This is a genomic window from Acidaminobacter sp., assembly GCF_030247605.1.
Lineage (GTDB): Bacteria > Bacillota > Clostridia > Peptostreptococcales > Acidaminobacteraceae > Acidaminobacter.
Map to the genome: position 1 here is coordinate 1 of NZ_JAOTSB010000013.1, position 14,944 is coordinate 14,944.

Annotated in this window: 16 protein-coding genes; 6 read left to right on the forward strand and 10 right to left on the reverse strand. The window is 45.5% G+C overall.

The genetic code is table 11. The annotated features are described in order from the left end of the window. Nucleotides 1-139: 139 nt before the first annotated feature. On the forward strand, nucleotides 140-826 hold the full coding sequence (locus OEL90_RS07670; protein ID WP_291400046.1) for a TetR/AcrR family transcriptional regulator: 687 nt from the start codon (nucleotides 140-142) through the stop codon (nucleotides 824-826). A 71-nt stretch (nucleotides 827-897) separates the two neighbouring features. Here OEL90_RS07670 and OEL90_RS07675 read toward each other — a convergent pair whose 3' ends face one another. Next, nucleotides 898-1,725: an endonuclease VIII gene (locus tag OEL90_RS07675; RefSeq protein WP_291400044.1), complete on the reverse strand. Its 828-nt coding sequence runs from the start codon at nucleotides 1,723-1,725 to the stop codon at nucleotides 898-900. A 207-nt stretch (nucleotides 1,726-1,932) separates the two neighbouring features. Here OEL90_RS07675 and OEL90_RS07680 point away from each other — a divergent pair, with 207 nt between their 5' ends. Beyond that, nucleotides 1,933-2,730 carry a TIGR00266 family protein gene (locus OEL90_RS07680; RefSeq protein ID WP_414635019.1) on the forward strand — a complete coding sequence of 266 codons (798 nt, stop codon included), beginning with the start codon at nucleotides 1,933-1,935 and terminating at the stop codon, nucleotides 2,728-2,730. 190 nt (nucleotides 2,731-2,920) lie between these two features. Here the strand turns inward: OEL90_RS07680 and OEL90_RS07685 are convergent, their stop codons facing one another. The 4 genes from OEL90_RS07685 to OEL90_RS07700 form a co-directional block, all read right to left on the reverse strand. Continuing rightward, nucleotides 2,921-3,979, reverse strand: coding sequence for a TRAP transporter substrate-binding protein (locus OEL90_RS07685; protein ID WP_291400040.1), 1,059 nt, complete (start codon nucleotides 3,977-3,979; stop codon nucleotides 2,921-2,923). Nucleotides 3,980-4,056: 77 nt separating this feature from the next. Then, on the reverse strand, nucleotides 4,057-5,352 hold the full coding sequence (locus tag OEL90_RS07690; RefSeq protein WP_291400037.1) for a TRAP transporter large permease: 1,296 nt from the start codon (nucleotides 5,350-5,352) through the stop codon (nucleotides 4,057-4,059). A gap of 2 nt (nucleotides 5,353-5,354) precedes the next feature. Continuing rightward, complete coding sequence (locus OEL90_RS07695) at nucleotides 5,355-5,879, reverse strand: TRAP transporter small permease (RefSeq protein WP_291400035.1); 525 nt, start codon at nucleotides 5,877-5,879, stop codon at nucleotides 5,355-5,357. A 15-nt stretch (nucleotides 5,880-5,894) separates the two neighbouring features. Further along, entirely contained in the window at nucleotides 5,895-6,833 is a 939-nt protein-coding gene (locus OEL90_RS07700) for an alpha/beta hydrolase (protein ID WP_300687758.1), read from the reverse strand. A gap of 314 nt (nucleotides 6,834-7,147) precedes the next feature. Between OEL90_RS07700 and OEL90_RS07705 the strand changes: the two genes are divergently transcribed. Both OEL90_RS07705 and OEL90_RS07710 read left to right on the forward strand, forming a co-directional pair. Next, nucleotides 7,148-7,774 carry a TetR/AcrR family transcriptional regulator gene (locus OEL90_RS07705; protein ID WP_300687759.1) on the forward strand — a complete coding sequence of 209 codons (627 nt, stop codon included), beginning with the start codon at nucleotides 7,148-7,150 and terminating at the stop codon, nucleotides 7,772-7,774. A gap of 180 nt (nucleotides 7,775-7,954) precedes the next feature. Then, nucleotides 7,955-8,374, forward strand: coding sequence for a DUF3237 domain-containing protein (locus tag OEL90_RS07710; RefSeq protein WP_291400030.1), 420 nt, complete (start codon nucleotides 7,955-7,957; stop codon nucleotides 8,372-8,374). A gap of 179 nt (nucleotides 8,375-8,553) precedes the next feature. Here OEL90_RS07710 and OEL90_RS07715 read toward each other — a convergent pair whose 3' ends face one another. Beyond that, a complete protein-coding gene (locus OEL90_RS07715) occupies nucleotides 8,554-9,654 on the reverse strand; it encodes an S-layer homology domain-containing protein (RefSeq protein ID WP_291400027.1) in 1,101 nt (366 codons plus the stop codon). Between the two features lie 154 nt (nucleotides 9,655-9,808). Between OEL90_RS07715 and OEL90_RS07720 the strand changes: the two genes are divergently transcribed. Continuing rightward, entirely contained in the window at nucleotides 9,809-11,008 is a 1,200-nt protein-coding gene (locus OEL90_RS07720) for a cation diffusion facilitator family transporter (RefSeq protein ID WP_300687762.1), read from the forward strand. 88 nt (nucleotides 11,009-11,096) lie between these two features. Here OEL90_RS07720 and OEL90_RS07725 read toward each other — a convergent pair whose 3' ends face one another. The 4 genes from OEL90_RS07725 to OEL90_RS07740 form a co-directional block, all read right to left on the reverse strand. Further along, nucleotides 11,097-11,768, reverse strand: coding sequence for a DUF3159 domain-containing protein (locus tag OEL90_RS07725; RefSeq protein WP_300687764.1), 672 nt, complete (start codon nucleotides 11,766-11,768; stop codon nucleotides 11,097-11,099). An 84-nt stretch (nucleotides 11,769-11,852) separates the two neighbouring features. Next, on the reverse strand, nucleotides 11,853-12,206 hold the full coding sequence (locus OEL90_RS07730; RefSeq protein WP_300687766.1) for a DUF1475 family protein: 354 nt from the start codon (nucleotides 12,204-12,206) through the stop codon (nucleotides 11,853-11,855). Nucleotides 12,207-12,221: 15 nt separating this feature from the next. Then, complete coding sequence (locus OEL90_RS07735) at nucleotides 12,222-13,442, reverse strand: chloride channel protein (protein ID WP_300687768.1); 1,221 nt, start codon at nucleotides 13,440-13,442, stop codon at nucleotides 12,222-12,224. A gap of 313 nt (nucleotides 13,443-13,755) precedes the next feature. After that, nucleotides 13,756-14,187, reverse strand: a complete 432-nt coding sequence (locus tag OEL90_RS07740) for a universal stress protein (protein ID WP_291401991.1) — start codon at nucleotides 14,185-14,187, stop codon at nucleotides 13,756-13,758. A 274-nt stretch (nucleotides 14,188-14,461) separates the two neighbouring features. On the opposite strand from OEL90_RS07740, the gene OEL90_RS07745 reads away from it, so the two are divergent. Beyond that, nucleotides 14,462-14,785 (forward strand): thioredoxin family protein, encoded by a 324-nt coding sequence (locus tag OEL90_RS07745; RefSeq protein ID WP_291401993.1) that lies wholly within the window; start codon nucleotides 14,462-14,464, stop codon nucleotides 14,783-14,785. Nucleotides 14,786-14,944: the final 159 nt, after the last annotated feature.

Sequence of the window (14,944 nt, forward strand, 5' to 3'; positions counted from 1 at the left end):
TTTATATTGTAAATAGATTTATTTGATAATCACGTTTATTTTTTCAGAGGATTCTTTCTATAAACCTATAGCCTTTGTTGAATATTTCCAAGAAGATGTGCTATTATAGTAACAATGATGACTCAAATGAGGTGGAGACATGGCACAAATTGCAATGGCAAAGAAGGATCTCCAAAGGAAGCGCATAATGAAATATTTCATAGAAGCTGCCCATAATTTACTTATAGAAGACGGCATCGAAAATATCACTGCCAGAAAAGTCGCGGACATAGCCGGTTACAACAGCGCGACGCTCTATAACTATTTCAGCAACTTGGATCACCTGATCTGTTATGCCTCTATGAATTATTTAAAAGCCTATTATGCCGAACTGGACGATTATGTGGAAGGCACTGACGTGCCTAGAGAAATTTTTATGAAAACCTGGCAGCTGTTTTCCCGCCATTCTTTTGAAAACCCAAAGATCTTTAAGTTAATCTTTTTTAGTCCCTTTAGGGATGAACTCAAGCAGATGATCGAAACCTACTTTGATATCTTTCCGGAGAACTTTGGGGAGCACCGTGTGGATCTGATCCCAATGCTGAGAGAGGGCGACTTGAAAAAGCGAAATATGGCCATACTCAGCAAAAAGCTGGGTTCCGAGATTCCAGAGGATCAGCTCGAAATGATCAATGAAATCATGATCAATCTGTATCGCGCCAATCTGGATGCCATGATATCGGGAGAATTTGAAACGGTTGACGAGGCTGTTGCCTATACCATGAAGCTGATCGACTTTGCCTTGGATTTGTCCTGTGTAACGAAAAAATCAAAACAAAAGAAATAGAAAAGGAAATTGGTGCTGTCCGGCGTATTGTAGAACGTCGGACAGCACCAATTTCCTTTTGTCTTTTTCTTTTAAAGTTTTTGACACGTCGGGCAATAATAAATACTGCCGCCCATGTAAGCTTCTTTTGTAATGCCGCCGCCACAAACGGGACAACCGTCAGAGGCGTGCAGCTTGCTCAAATGTGTGTAATAACCGCCGCTATGGCCAAAGAGATCTTTTTCGGTATCCCGTCCGCCTTTAGCTGCCATTTCACTGAGCAGCAGCTTAATACTTTGAAATAGAACCTCTCGTTCGTTTAAGTTGAGTGTCTGAATCTTCCTTTTGGGGTGAATATGTGCTGTCCACAGCACATCCTGAAGGACCCCGTTTCCCAATCCAGGAATGCGCTGCTCAGTCGCCAAAAATGCTTTAGTGCTTAGTTTTTGAACGCTATCAAGTTCAATAAGGCTTTGGAAATAGGTTGGATCGAATGCCGGTGTTAAAGGTGATGGCTTTTCCAAGGCAGCTGTTCTATACTCATTTTCGAAAGTACCTTCTTTAAAACACCACAAGCCGCCATACATCTGTACAGAGCCACTCAGTGCCGTTCCATCTGTAAACTCAATCAGCAGCTGATGCTTCTGGGGTCTTGGGTCACTGCTTTCATGAAACCTTAAATTGACACCATCTGAAAAGACTAGTTTTAAGTCATGAGCCACCAATTCCACCATTCCACCATAAGCTGTTGCGGTTTCAAATTTTGCTCCCTGCAGAATAGCCCTATACTTCAAAGGGTCATCTGTGTAAAACGCAAACTTATGCGGGGCGCTGTTCATGGTCACAGACGCGACCTCCCGGCCACAAACCTGATTCTCAAGCTGCACTGCAATCACATAGGCTTCCGGAATTTCCAGCATTTCATTCACCTCCAAAAAATAGCAGTAAAGAGTTTTCACCGATCTATAGATACCCCTCAAATTAATCTCAAAAAGCATTCATGCAATTTGACTATAATGTCGTATTTCAATGCGAAAAATTTATGGTACAAAATAAAGCTGCAGTTGTCCACAACTCGGATTATTGGGTATATTCTGCTTGCATCAACATTCATGGAGGTGTTCGAAATGACGGTCAAATACGAGATCCACGGGGACGATCTGCAGTTTGTGCGTTTTTTGTTGAATCAGGGCGAAAGTCTTGTTGCTGAAGCCGGTGCGCTTCTTTTCATGGATAGTACGCTTGAGATGGAAACCATCTTTGGTGATGGCTCAAACGCGAACCAAGGCGCCGGGCTCATGGGCAAGCTGATGGGCGCAGGAAAACGTGCCATCATGGGCGAAAGTCTGTTTATGACGCTTTTTACCCAGAGCAGTTATGCCGAGGGAGAAATCGCTTTTGCTGCGCCTTATCCCGGTAAAATTATCCCGCTTAGTCTTGCCGACTATCAAGGGACGATCCTCTGCCAAAAAGACGCGTTTTTATGCGCTGAGAAAGGGACCTCACTGGAAATTGCATTTAACCGGAAAATCGGCGTTGGCCTCTTTGGCGGTGAAGGCTTTATCATGCAGAAGCTTCAAGGCAGCGGCATGACCTTCCTGCATGCCGGTGGCGCAATATACAAACGCGAACTTAACGCCAGTGAGACACTCAAAGTCGACACCGGATGTCTTGTGGCACTTACAGGCAGTGTCCATTATGACATTGAAATGGTGTCGAGCATGAAAACCGCGCTGTTCGGCGGCGAAGGCCTTTTCTTTGCCACACTGACCGGTCCTGGCATTGTCTGGCTTCAGTCGCTCCCATTCTCACGTCTTGCGGACAGAATTATGACTTCTTCGAGGCGGGCCGGGCACTCCGGCAAAGGCGAAGGCAGTATGCTGGATGCCCTTGGCGGGCTGGGAAATCTGCTGGATGGCAAGTAAACTAAGCTGAAACGAAAAATAAGGCTGTCTCTCCTTACCCCTCAAGGTTAGGAAAGAGACAGCCTTTACTTATTGTTCTATTGGAAAAAGTTGGGGTGTGATCGAAGGCAAGAGTTCCAGGAGTCTCCAAAAATGAGACGTCTAGACATCAAGCCGGCGGGGAGGAATTCTTGCACAAGTATGCTAAATTTTACTGACCAACCGTTGCCAGCACTTCGTCAATGACTTCATCCCCACAAAGGGCACGCGCTTCATCATAAACCGGCTGAGCGGCTTCTTTCATCTTGGTGAAATCTTCTTCTGTAAACTCAATAACTTCCAGCCCAGCATCCACGAGATTCTTCTCAAAGGCTACCAAGGAAGAGTCCGTTGTCTCACGAACCCACTTTTCAAGATCAACCATTGTCTCAGTGATCAGCGCCTGATATTCCGGCGGCATGCTGTTCCAAATGTCTTTATTGATAGTGTAGGCATTATAAAACATAACGTGATTAGACTTAATAATATATTTCTGTTGCTCATACATTTTACTGTTATAAATTGTGTCTAAAGGATTTTCCTGAGCGTCCACAAGGCCTTGCTGAAGCGCAACATAGAGCTCACTGAACGCAAGCGGTGTTGGATTGGCATCTATCGCCTGCCAGAACATCATGTGGAGTGGATTTTCCATTGTTCTGATTTTTAAACCCTCAAAGTCTTCGATGCTGCGCACAGGTACATTACTGCTCGTTACCCTATAAGTAATCGGCATGATGCTCAAAACTTTTACATTTAGGTTGCCATACTCCTGATCAATCAATGCGCGTGCTTTTGTTCCTTCAGCAACAACGGCCGTCGCTTTATCAATATCACTGTAGAGTGCAGGAAGGTCAAGGAATGCAAGTGCTTTTGATGTAGAACCGCCAGCCGTACCCACTGTCATGGCTATTTGGCCGGATTTTTGATTCTGGATCAACTCAGAGACACTCCCTAATTGAAAACCAGGGTAGGAATCCACAGTGATTTTGCCGCCAGAACGCTCTTCGATGAGCTCTTTGAAATACAGAGTGCCTTTGTGTCCATCAGACTGTTCAGGCGCTCCGTGTGCGAGAACCAAAGCAAAAGTAGGCCCATCTGCCGGCAGTACAGAAGTCGTTTCAGGCGTTTCGACCGCTGGCGTCTCTGCTAAAGGTGCTTCGACGTTGCCACCGCATGCGGTCGCTGATAAGGCAAGGATCAAAATCAGAATCAGGCTTAGTAATTTTTTCATTTTATGACCTCCTCTTAGTTTTCATTCAAACGGCTCTGCCGTCTAAACGTGTTATATTGCCTAAATGCGACACTTGCTTAAAGCAATGTACCAAGTACCAATGAAATTGATGGAATATACGTAATTAAAATTAACGCGATAATGTATACCCCACAAAATGCAAGTGCTTTTTTGCCAAGTACACTAACTGAGACATTTGCCATTGGACTAGCCACAAATAAATTCAGTCCGAATGGTGGCGAGATGAACCCTATAGCCAAGTTAAACACTAAGATGATGCCAAAATGAACCGGATCAATACCAAACTGCGTCAAGACGCCCATCAACATAGGTGATAAGATCGCGACCGCAGGACCTGCATCCATAAACATACCGATGATCAGGACTATGACATTGAAGAGCATCAGAAACATGATGCCACTCGTAAAGGAAGTTGAAAAATAATCCGCTAGAATGGCCGGGGCCTTCAGCAAAGTCAATACTCTAGAGAACGCTATTGCGAATCCAAGCAGAAGTGCTATTGGTGCATAGGACTGAACAGCGCCATCCAGGAAGGAAGGAATTTCTCTCACTTTAACGATCTTATACGCGAAAACACTGACAAGGAGTGCATAGAAGACCGAAAGAACAGCGGCCTCAGTTGGCGTAACAATCCCGGAATAGATTCCGCCTAAAATTATGACTGGTGTTAAAAGTGCCCAAAAGCCTTCTTTCATGATGCCCAGGAACCCTTTCGCTCTGAGCTTTTCATAATTGGCTGCAATCTTTTCCTTATCCTCACCTTTTACTTTGCAGTAGATATAGACATAAGTCATCAGCATTGCAGCAATCAACAGCCCTGGGATAAAGCCTGCTGTAAACAAAGCACCTACTGAGGTGCCGGTCATCATGCCGTACATGATAAACGGAATACTCGGTGGAATAATAATGCCTATGCCACCCGCGGCGGCTACCAATGCCGCGGAGAAAACTCTGTCATAACCCAGCGATACGAGAATTGGGATCGTCATAGCCCCAACCGCCGCAGTTGTCGCCGGGCCAGATCCGCTTATCGCGCCATAAAACACAGCGGTTATAACCACTGCCATTGGAATCCCTGCTGTCCTTTTGCCAACGAGAAAAGCAAACACGTTGAAAAGTCTTTCTGAGATGCCACCCCGCGACATGATAATTCCAGACAGCATAAACAGCGGTATTGCCAGGATAGGCGTGCTGTCAACACCACCCACCATGGATCTTAGCACGTACAGCGAGTCAGCAGGAAAAGAAGGATTAATCAAACCAGGTAAAAAGGTTGTAAAACCAATGGCCATAGCAATTGGGAAGCCTATCACCAGAAACACAACAAAGAGTATGAGAACAATTGACAGCATTTTTATGCTCCTTTCGCGTCTGCAATAGCTTCGACGTCAGAGACTCTTTTAACTTCAGGTTTATCTTTTACAATTTTCACGAGGTATTGAATACTTCTGATCGTTGCAACCGCCATGCCTAAAGTAGCAAATGCGTATACGTAGCCTATTTTGATCTCGAGGCCAGGGCTTAGAGCGTTGGATTCAAAAGCTAACTGTGTGATGATAACAGAATAGTAGGAGGAATAGCCAAAGAATACAACCGTGACAACCCACATCAAGAAATCGAGTCCTTTCTTTAATGGCTTGGGCAAAATATTAAACAGCACATCTATCCGAAACAGCAAATCCCTTTTGATGCAGTATCCTATGCAAAGATAAGCGGATACAACAAAGCAATATCTGGATAACTCTTCTGCCCAGGCTAGTCCACTTCCAAAAACATATCTCATAACGATCTGATACATCAATAAACATGAGATCACAGCCAAAAGAATGACCAGCAGAACACGTTCGAAGTTCTCATCCAACCACTTCAGAATTTTCACTAAAATCCCACCCTTCTACAGCAATCCAAATTCTCGTTTGAAAGTCCTGTATATGGCTTCGCGTATCCAATCTGTCAACGGTGCCGAGATCAAGTCAAATCCATGGGGTACACGCGGCAGCGAGTAGAGCTCGGTTGGGACTGCGAACGCCATTAGTTTTCGAGCATAATCAATACCCTCATCTCTTAAAGGGTCATATTCGTTTACAATCATGCAGGTTGGGGGCAGCTCGGATAAATCTCTCGCCAAGGCTGGCACTGCATAATATGAAGGCAAATCACCCTTAAATCCACCAAGATACAATTTCCAAACCCCTGACAAGCCGTCACCCTGAACTAAAGGTGCATCGTCATAAAACTGAATTGCCGAGGTCGAAGTTGCCAAATAATCTAATGCCGGGAAATTGAGTACTTGAGCGGACACTTTGGGACCATTATGATCTCTTAGGTATAAACACAGGCCTGCAGCAATACAGCCGCCCGCACTGGTTCCAAATATTCCTATTTTTTCGGGGTCGAGATCAAGACCATCGGCATGGGCTAAGGCATACTCCAGCACCGATAAACAATCTTCAAGCTGAGCGGGAAAAATTGCTTTCGGAGCCAGTCTGTAACCGACAGAGATGACGGTACAGCCCACATGCTCTGCAATTTTCGAGGCTCTGATATTGTCATTGTCCAAATCTCCGCTGACAAAGCCTCCACCATGAATATTAAGTACAAGCGGCGCTTTTTTCACAGCAATATTTTTGTAGATTCTGACAGGAATCTCCGGCGCGCCATTGAGGCCAGGAACTAAGAGATTGGTTATTTCAACGCCTTCAGGCGGTTTGAAATCCAACATCAGCTCGCGTATGACCGATGCGTTTTCGACTGGCTCGTCTTGATTCGCCGGTTCGAAATCCATTTTTACATTCCAGAGCGAGTCATAGCCTGGATGTGGCTTATACTTCATGTTTTCCACCTCCTGATTTTTAAGTCGTAATTGACATAAGTAAGAATCAAATTTAATTCCTCACTTCCAAGAGAAATTTTCTTAAAATCCGATCACGATTTGTAATATTCACCTTTCGTACTATTGGTATTTTTCTGAAAGATACTCTCGGTATGTTTTATAATAGACGGATTTCTTCTTCATGTCAACGACTTTCAGTTATGCTAAAAGTATATTTAAATTTTGTCAAAATCTTCAGTTCAAGCCTTGACGAATTTCAAAACATTTGCTCAAATGATAAAAAGGTGACTTTGAAATCTTAAAGGAGACTGCCCATGGATACCCAAACTAAAAAACGCATTCCTCGTGGCGTTCGAACCAAAAAGAAAATTTTTGACGCGGCAATTGAATTAATCAAAGAAAAAGGCTTTCAAAACGTCACTATAGATGAAATATGCGCTAGTTGCAATGTCACCAAAGGCGCTTTTTACTATCACTTTGATTCAAAGGAATCTGTCATTGAGCAAATTCACTTGGATACTGATCAAATTGTCGAAAAAAAAATTGCTCAGTTATTAAAAATGGCTCCGTCACTTAAAATTTTTCAGGATATGTCCTATTTCTATGGTGAAATCACTGTGGAGCGTGGCGTCGAAGTGATGCGCCATAAGCTGCACAGTAATATCGATACCGCTATTGCGAATGGTGGCTATCGTGATTTTTTCGATCCGGAAAAAAGACCAGCTCTAAAGCTGTTTAAATCAATATTCCTGGAGATTCAAAAAAATGGAGAGGTTATAAACAATGTCACCTTTGAGGACTTTTTCCGGCATTTAATAATCGCGTATAATGGCGTGGTATTGGACTGGTGCTGTAATGATGGCTGTTATGACTTACCCTCCGAAATCGAACTGGCTACTAAGCGTTATTTAAAATCTTTCCAGACTAAATATCAAGACTAATCAGGCGCCAGACGATCAGTAACTTGATCGTTGGCGCCACTCTATTTTGTGATGGATGGACTGAAATTCCAAAACGCATAATGACTTTTCAAATCAAATTATCCAGACAGATTTTACTTGTCAAAGTGCATTTCGTGATTTATTATAAACATACTCAGAGTATGTTTAGGAGGATTCCAAATGATGCTTGCTGCTGAATTGATCATGGAACTAAAAGTTGACATAGGCTCACACCAGATTGTAGGCGATACGGCTTTAGGGCACTTAAAGGTAATTCCGATCCTCGGTGGTTCATTTACCGGACCCGGCATACGCGGCAGGATCATTCCTGGCGGCGCAGACTGGAACAGCCTGATGGGTGGAAAAATCAGGCACGTGTTCGCTAAATATACCTTGGAAACAGAAGACGGAGAATTAATTTCCGTAGAAAATGAAGGCTATGGTGAAGACTCTGAGCCAAAGCCTTTTATTCGAACGGTGCCACGCTTTACCGTCCGGGAAGGAAGTACATATACACATCTCAGAAGCGGCGTTTTTGTGGGTAGCCTTAAAAAAGGTGATGGCGAATTCGTAGAAATACAAATTTATAAATTGAAGTAAAATTGCTCAATTTTCGGTTTCTAAAAAACAAAAGGCCGTCTCCCCTCACCCGCACGGATGAAAAGAGACGGCCTTATTAATTAATTATTTCTTATTCAAATCACAGCAGTCCATCCTCTGTTCACCAAATGTGGAGAAAGTGTGGGGATGTGACCATCGGCAAAAAGTACTGGCATCTATCAGGTCGTCCACTCGCCGTTGGCAATACCGACCAGATAATAGTCGCCGGCATAAAACTCGAAGATGAGATAGAGGCTGCGCCAGTCCATGCCACCATAGAGTGGGTTGACACCGTCCAGGTAGAGCTCAACGAAAATGCCGCTGGTGTAAAAAGTCGGAATGTTGTTGATCAGGTTGCCCCGGGAAACCACAGTATTATAAACGGTTTGATCCGGTGTGGTGAAATCCCGGGCATTGACGTAGCGGTCAAAATAGTCCTGTGGTGTTTCGTCAATATTAAAGCCGCTGCCGTCCTGAATGCCCCAAAAATAAACCGTATTATCCGTCAAAAGATTTGGAAGCGCCGCTGCAGAGACGACTTTATGGGTATTATCGATATAGTAATACGGTGAGAATCGTACACCCTGCACAGGGTGAACATGAGTCGCCAGCTGGGTCATATCCTCGTCCTTCAGCAGCTGCGCAATTGTCAGCGCCTTCGCCTGCAGCATGGTTGGCACAACGAACGGTGGGTGGATTGCCTTCGCCACAAAGACGGAAAACTCAGCCCGGGTCATGGCAGCGTCAGGCTTGAAGGTCCCATCCGGGTAGCCCTCTGTAATATAATTGTCCACCAGAGCCATAATGGAGCCAAAGGCCCAATGGCTGGCTGTGACGTCTGAAAACGGCGACGTCGCAGTGCTCTGAGAAAAATTGTACGCAATTGCCAGAACGGACGCAATCTCAGCCCTTGTCATGGCCTGATCCGGCTTGAACGTCCCGTTTGGATAACCGCTCATGGTGCCGTTGGCGACAACCGCACCAATGGCGCCATTTGCCCAGTGGGTCACCGGCACATCCGGAAATGCCGCTGCCTGGGCCGTCAAGCTTAGCTCATTCGCCAGGATCGAAGCTGCCTGAGCCCTGGTAATAGTCTGATTGGGTTTAAATGTGCCATCCGGAAATCCGCTGATCAGGTTCAGTCCCAGCAGATGCTCAATGTGCGCCTGGGCCCAGTGGCCGCTGATATCTGAAAAAGTTGTGGCGGCATACGCTGGTGAGAAAGCGAGTGACAGGACCAGCGTCAAAGTCAGTGTTATGGTTAATAGGCTCTTTTTCATGAGAGTCACCTCCATTTCACTTATACCTCTTTGATGCCCAGTCAAACGCGAACGTTATAACCAAAAATACACACCATATTAATCTCAAATATGGTAGAATGAAAGCCATCTGATGACTTTCCCATCTCTCAGCTTCTGATTTGGAGTGACCCTTATGCAAGAGTTTCTGATTCATAGATTCGTTAAAAATTATGACAACATAAAGAGTCCCGAGGTAAGACAATCCTATGGCACCATGAGCAGCATCATAGGCATTGTGGTCAATTTGCTGTTGTTTACCATAAAATTTGTCGCTGGTACCTTATCCGGAAGCATTGCCATCACCGGTGACGCCGTCAACAATCTGTCGGATGCCGGGTCCTCGGTGATTTCGCTGATCAGTTTTAAGATTTCCAACAAACCTGCAGATCTTGAGCATCCCTTTGGCCATGCGCGCATAGAGTACATAGCGGCATCCACGGTGGCCATCATCATCCTGCTGATTGGTGTGGAGCTGATTCAGTCGTCTATCGGCAAAATCCGTCATCCGTCCCCAGTGGACTTCACTTGGCTGACCGCCGGAATTCTGGTCTTCTCCATTGCTGCCAAGCTGTGGCTGACACGGTTCAACTCCAGCCTTGGCAAGCGCATAGGCTCCACGGTCATGAAAGCCACCGCCGCGGACAGTCTGGCTGACGTCATGGCGACCACAGTGGTTTTGTTCTCTGCAGTCATTAGCCCTTTAATTGGTTTCCAGCTCGACGGCTATATGGGCATTGCTGTAGCACTGTTTATAATGAATTCAGGTCTTGGCATTCTGAAGGAAACCCTGGACAGCATCCTGGGTCAGGGCCCAACCGAAGAGCTCTCGGAACAGATCGAGAATTACATCCACCGCTACCCTGGCATCAGCGGGATCCACGACCTCGTCGCCCATAACTACGGCCCCAACCGCTGGTTCGCGTCCGTCCACGTGGAAGTGGACGCTGCCGTGGATATCCTTATCAGCCACGACCTCATTGATACCATTGAGCGGGACATCATGTCGGAGCTCAGCATTCACCTGGTCATTCACATGGACCCCGTGGTCAAGGATGATCCACTTCTGAATGAATTTTGTTCCCTCACTCAGGGTATCGTTTCTGCCGTGGATGACTCCCTGACGCTGCACGACTTCAGGCTGGTTCGTGGCTCTACCTTCAAGAAGCTGGTTTTCGACGTCAACGTGCCTTATGACTGCAAAAAAGGCGACCAGCAAATTCTGGATGAAATTGAATTCGCGTTAAAAAAGCAGCACATCAACGCCGTGATTACCATTGACCGTTCGTATCTGACCTCCAGCAATTACAAAATAAAGAAGAGCAGAACGCTGTAACCTCTGGAATGAGAGGTGTGAAGAAATATGACCATCGGCAAAATGTCTTTTTAAGGACGTTTTTATGCCGATGGTCATTTAATTTCCATTAAAAACCCCTTGTTTGCCCTTCCCAAGGCGGCGAAGCACCTTCTGTGAATTCACGAACTCCCGGACCGCCCAATTGATGCAGTCTCTTCTGGCCGTACAAATAGCTGACAACCAGCACGCCCAGTGTGACCGGCGTTCCCAGCAGCAGGTTTGCCCAGGCCAGCTGGGCTGCACTGCCTCTCAGGTACAAGAGAACCTGAATGGCAAGGCGCATGACAAACAGACCCGTCCAGAGCCAGGTGACCTCCCGGTAGGCCGGGAGAACGTCCCTCCGCCAGTACCAGTCAACTGGCCAGGCCCGGGATAAATGGCTGGTCCAAGCGGCTAAGGGCTTCCCTGCTATCAGGCTCACAAGGGACAGCACAACCATAAAGGCGCTGCCCAGAATTTTGGGGATAAAATAATTCTCCGCTCGTCCGGCAAAGAGCGCAAAAGCAGATGCCAGCGCGACTCCGCCCAAGCCGCCAAGGGCGTACTTCAAAGGCTGCCTTCTCAACAGACGGATGAGGCTGAGAAGGAGTGCGGTCCCCATGGCCAGTGCAATGGCGGGCCTCAATCCTAGAATACTGTTTGTGACTACAAAAATTAGAGGTGGGATCAACGCGTCAAGGGTTTTACCTGAGACGACCGATTTCAACTCTTCAAGAATTTCAGTGCGGCGATTAGTCACGACGGGCCACCTCGCTTTCATGGTAATTGAAAAGAATTACTGTGAGAAAAGTTGGTGTAATTTGAACTCCTATTAAGGTGTGAGTCACTGCTTAGCCTTTTCCACCAGCCTGGCCTTATGAGGTCCGAGATAAAAATCGAGCCAGCTGCCCTTGCATTTGTATAAGGCCAGTAAAACATAGACGCTCCCGGCAAAGAAACCCAGCACCATCATCAATACAACCCAGACCGCTGAAGTCAGCTTATTGCTTTCCCTAAAGACAATCCACATGGAGAACAGGATAAATCCAGTGTAGAGATCCACCATAGACACGATCCCCCAAGGATTTGACAATAGTAACGATCCATCTTCGAAGAAATTTCCGTTAAAAAAACCATGGTATAAAGCTGCGGTCATGGTTATTACCCCAAGCCATGCAATTATTTTGGCCAGTCTCATTATAATGCCTCCTCGCTAATAATCTATGGTCAAATCTTCATCCAGTAATTTTTCCAGCAAGATCTCATTAAGAGGCCGGTCACCGAATTGTTTCAACAGACCATTCATTAGTATAGCCAACAATAAAATATAGGGAAGCCAGCCAAAATTTCCTGTTAATTCAACTGCCAGCAGCGCGGCGGTAAAGGGCCGCCTGAAAATAGCAGTACAAATCAGCGCAATCCCAAGTACTACATAACTGTTGTAGGCCAGAATTGATTCGCTTAAGTATTCCAGGGAATACAGCGCTGTCACACTTCCCAAAATCCCTCCAATAGCCAAAGTCGGCAGAAATACACCTGCTGGAACACCTGAGCTCAAACAAATTATAGAAAACACAAACTTACCTAATAACAGTATGACCGCGGTTTCAAACAAAATGGAAGCACTCTGATCTTCCATGAAACTGAATAATTCTATGCCGCCCCCTAAGATTTGAGGCAGCCTTGTGCTGAAATAGAATGTCAGCACGAAGGGAAGCAGGATCATTGATTTCCAGACAAACAACTTACCCGTCCAAAGCAGCCCGTATTTGAACATAATTCCAATGGTTAACGCCATTGCGAATAACAGAACCGTCCCTTGCCAACCTGGATAGCGATCCATTGAAAATTGTAATGTCGGTGAAAATCCAAATAACCAAAACCGGATGCCTAAAGCCGCTGACATTACAACTGCTAAACTCAAGAGCTGCTCCAGTTTAAGTTTCATTTGATACTCCTCCACAGAAAAAGCAACGGCTGCAAATGGAATACCATATAAAACCGCAAAAGATGCCATGGCGCAGTTCAGTAAAAAGTCGTTGTCCTTTCTCCCCTTCAAAATTAGCTGTCCTAAATAGGCACCTATCTGGACTGCCGGTCCTGCGCTCCCCACCGACACACCAATGCCATTCATCAGAACCACAGATCCAAATTTCAGAGGCAATTCCGTTTCAGGCCTCATTTCAAGACGATTGATCAGTACGCCTTTCAGCTGTGGGCATCCTGAGCCGCGGATCATAGGATAGCGTTGCTTGAAATATTGCATCATGAGGGCAGACAGCACCAACGCTCCAAAGTATACCAGCGGTTCCCCGGTTGTCAGCCGTTTAAACACGTCCCAATCCAACAACAGCATTTTGAAGAGACTGATGCTCAGGCCAATTAGAATCCCGGCGATCACCCACTGACGCCAAACTGCAAAGGACACTTTCATTCTCTTCACCTCAATTGACAAAGCCTATGAGTCTGAACATTTTTATACCCATTTTTTGCCTCGTACTATCCATTTCAGGTTGCATAACTGAAAATTGTTATCAGCAGCTCTGGCACTAAAATGAAACTCGTCCGCGTCACCAAATAAAAACTCGTCCGCGTCACCAAATAAAAACTCGTCCGCGTCACCAAATTTGAATTGGTGGCGCGGACAAGTTCACAAATTAAAAAAATCCACTGATAGCCGTGCGAGGCCATCAGTGGATTGGGATCCATCTAATTATTCTTTTGAACTGTAAAAATGAAAGACGCACTTACTCTCTAATGACCAGTACCGGCATGCTGGCATGATGGACAACTTTATTGGTCACCGATCCAATTAAAAGCCGCTTAGCTGCACCCATTCCATGCGTACACATCATGATCAGGTGGAAGTCTCCTGATTCAGCAAATTCTACAATGACTTCTGAAGGCTCCCCGGTTAATGTCAGAGTGACGACTGCGTTGATCCCCTCTGATCTCAATTTCTCTTCAAAGTGAGCCAACAATTCTTTTGACGGCGCTTCCAGATCAAGAGGCGCAACATCATAGACACCGCCCGCTTCTTTATTCATCCTTACGCGATCCGAAGAAATGACATTGAGTAAGGTAACTTCATAATCCATGCAAGGCACAAAATCTTTCAAATACGTCAAAACCTTTTCAGGCACGTTCTCTGAATCTATAGGAAGAAGCATTTTCCTCATGGCGATTCGTCCTTTCTTAACAGATGGACCCATCCAATAGACCATTTAGATTTAAAGTATGTTGATGCGCCATTGTATTTTTACCCATTTTCCCCAAAAAAATAGTACGTAGGATTGAAATATCCGCATTTTCTAAGATTACCCCCTAGTATAGGGGGTGGACATTCCCGCCTGTGACATGATATGATGTCGATGATTAGGCGATATTAATTAATTAATTGACTCAAACTTTCAGGCTGATCCAATCGGCCTCAAACTTAAAGGAGAAAACTTCATGCCAAATACCATGATCCCCATTGAATCCAAAGATCAACTCATACAGATTATGGACGCCGAAGAGGTGCTCGTCGTTTACTTCAGCTCAGCGGACTGTAGTGTCTGCCATTCCGTCTCACCCAAGATCGAAGCGCTTCTTGAGGAAGTTCCGGTCAAAATCGTAAAAGTTGAAGCGAGTAAATTTGTCGATATTGCAGGCCAGCACCTGGTGTTCGCCATGCCGACTGTGCTTGTCTTCCAAAACGGCAAGGAAATCTTGAGAGAAAGCCGGTTTATCGATTTCCAGAAGATCGAGCGACTGATGAGCCTTTTGTTTGAGTAGCCCTTGAAAATTGAACCTCAAAAATTGACTCGACAGGCAACAAAAGATTTTCACAAAGCTGTTCATAGAAACGACCATCGGAAAAAAATAAGCCAATGGTCGTTTTTTCATACACAAATTCACTTCACCTTTGCATGGAAGCAGGCGTCGATAGGCATT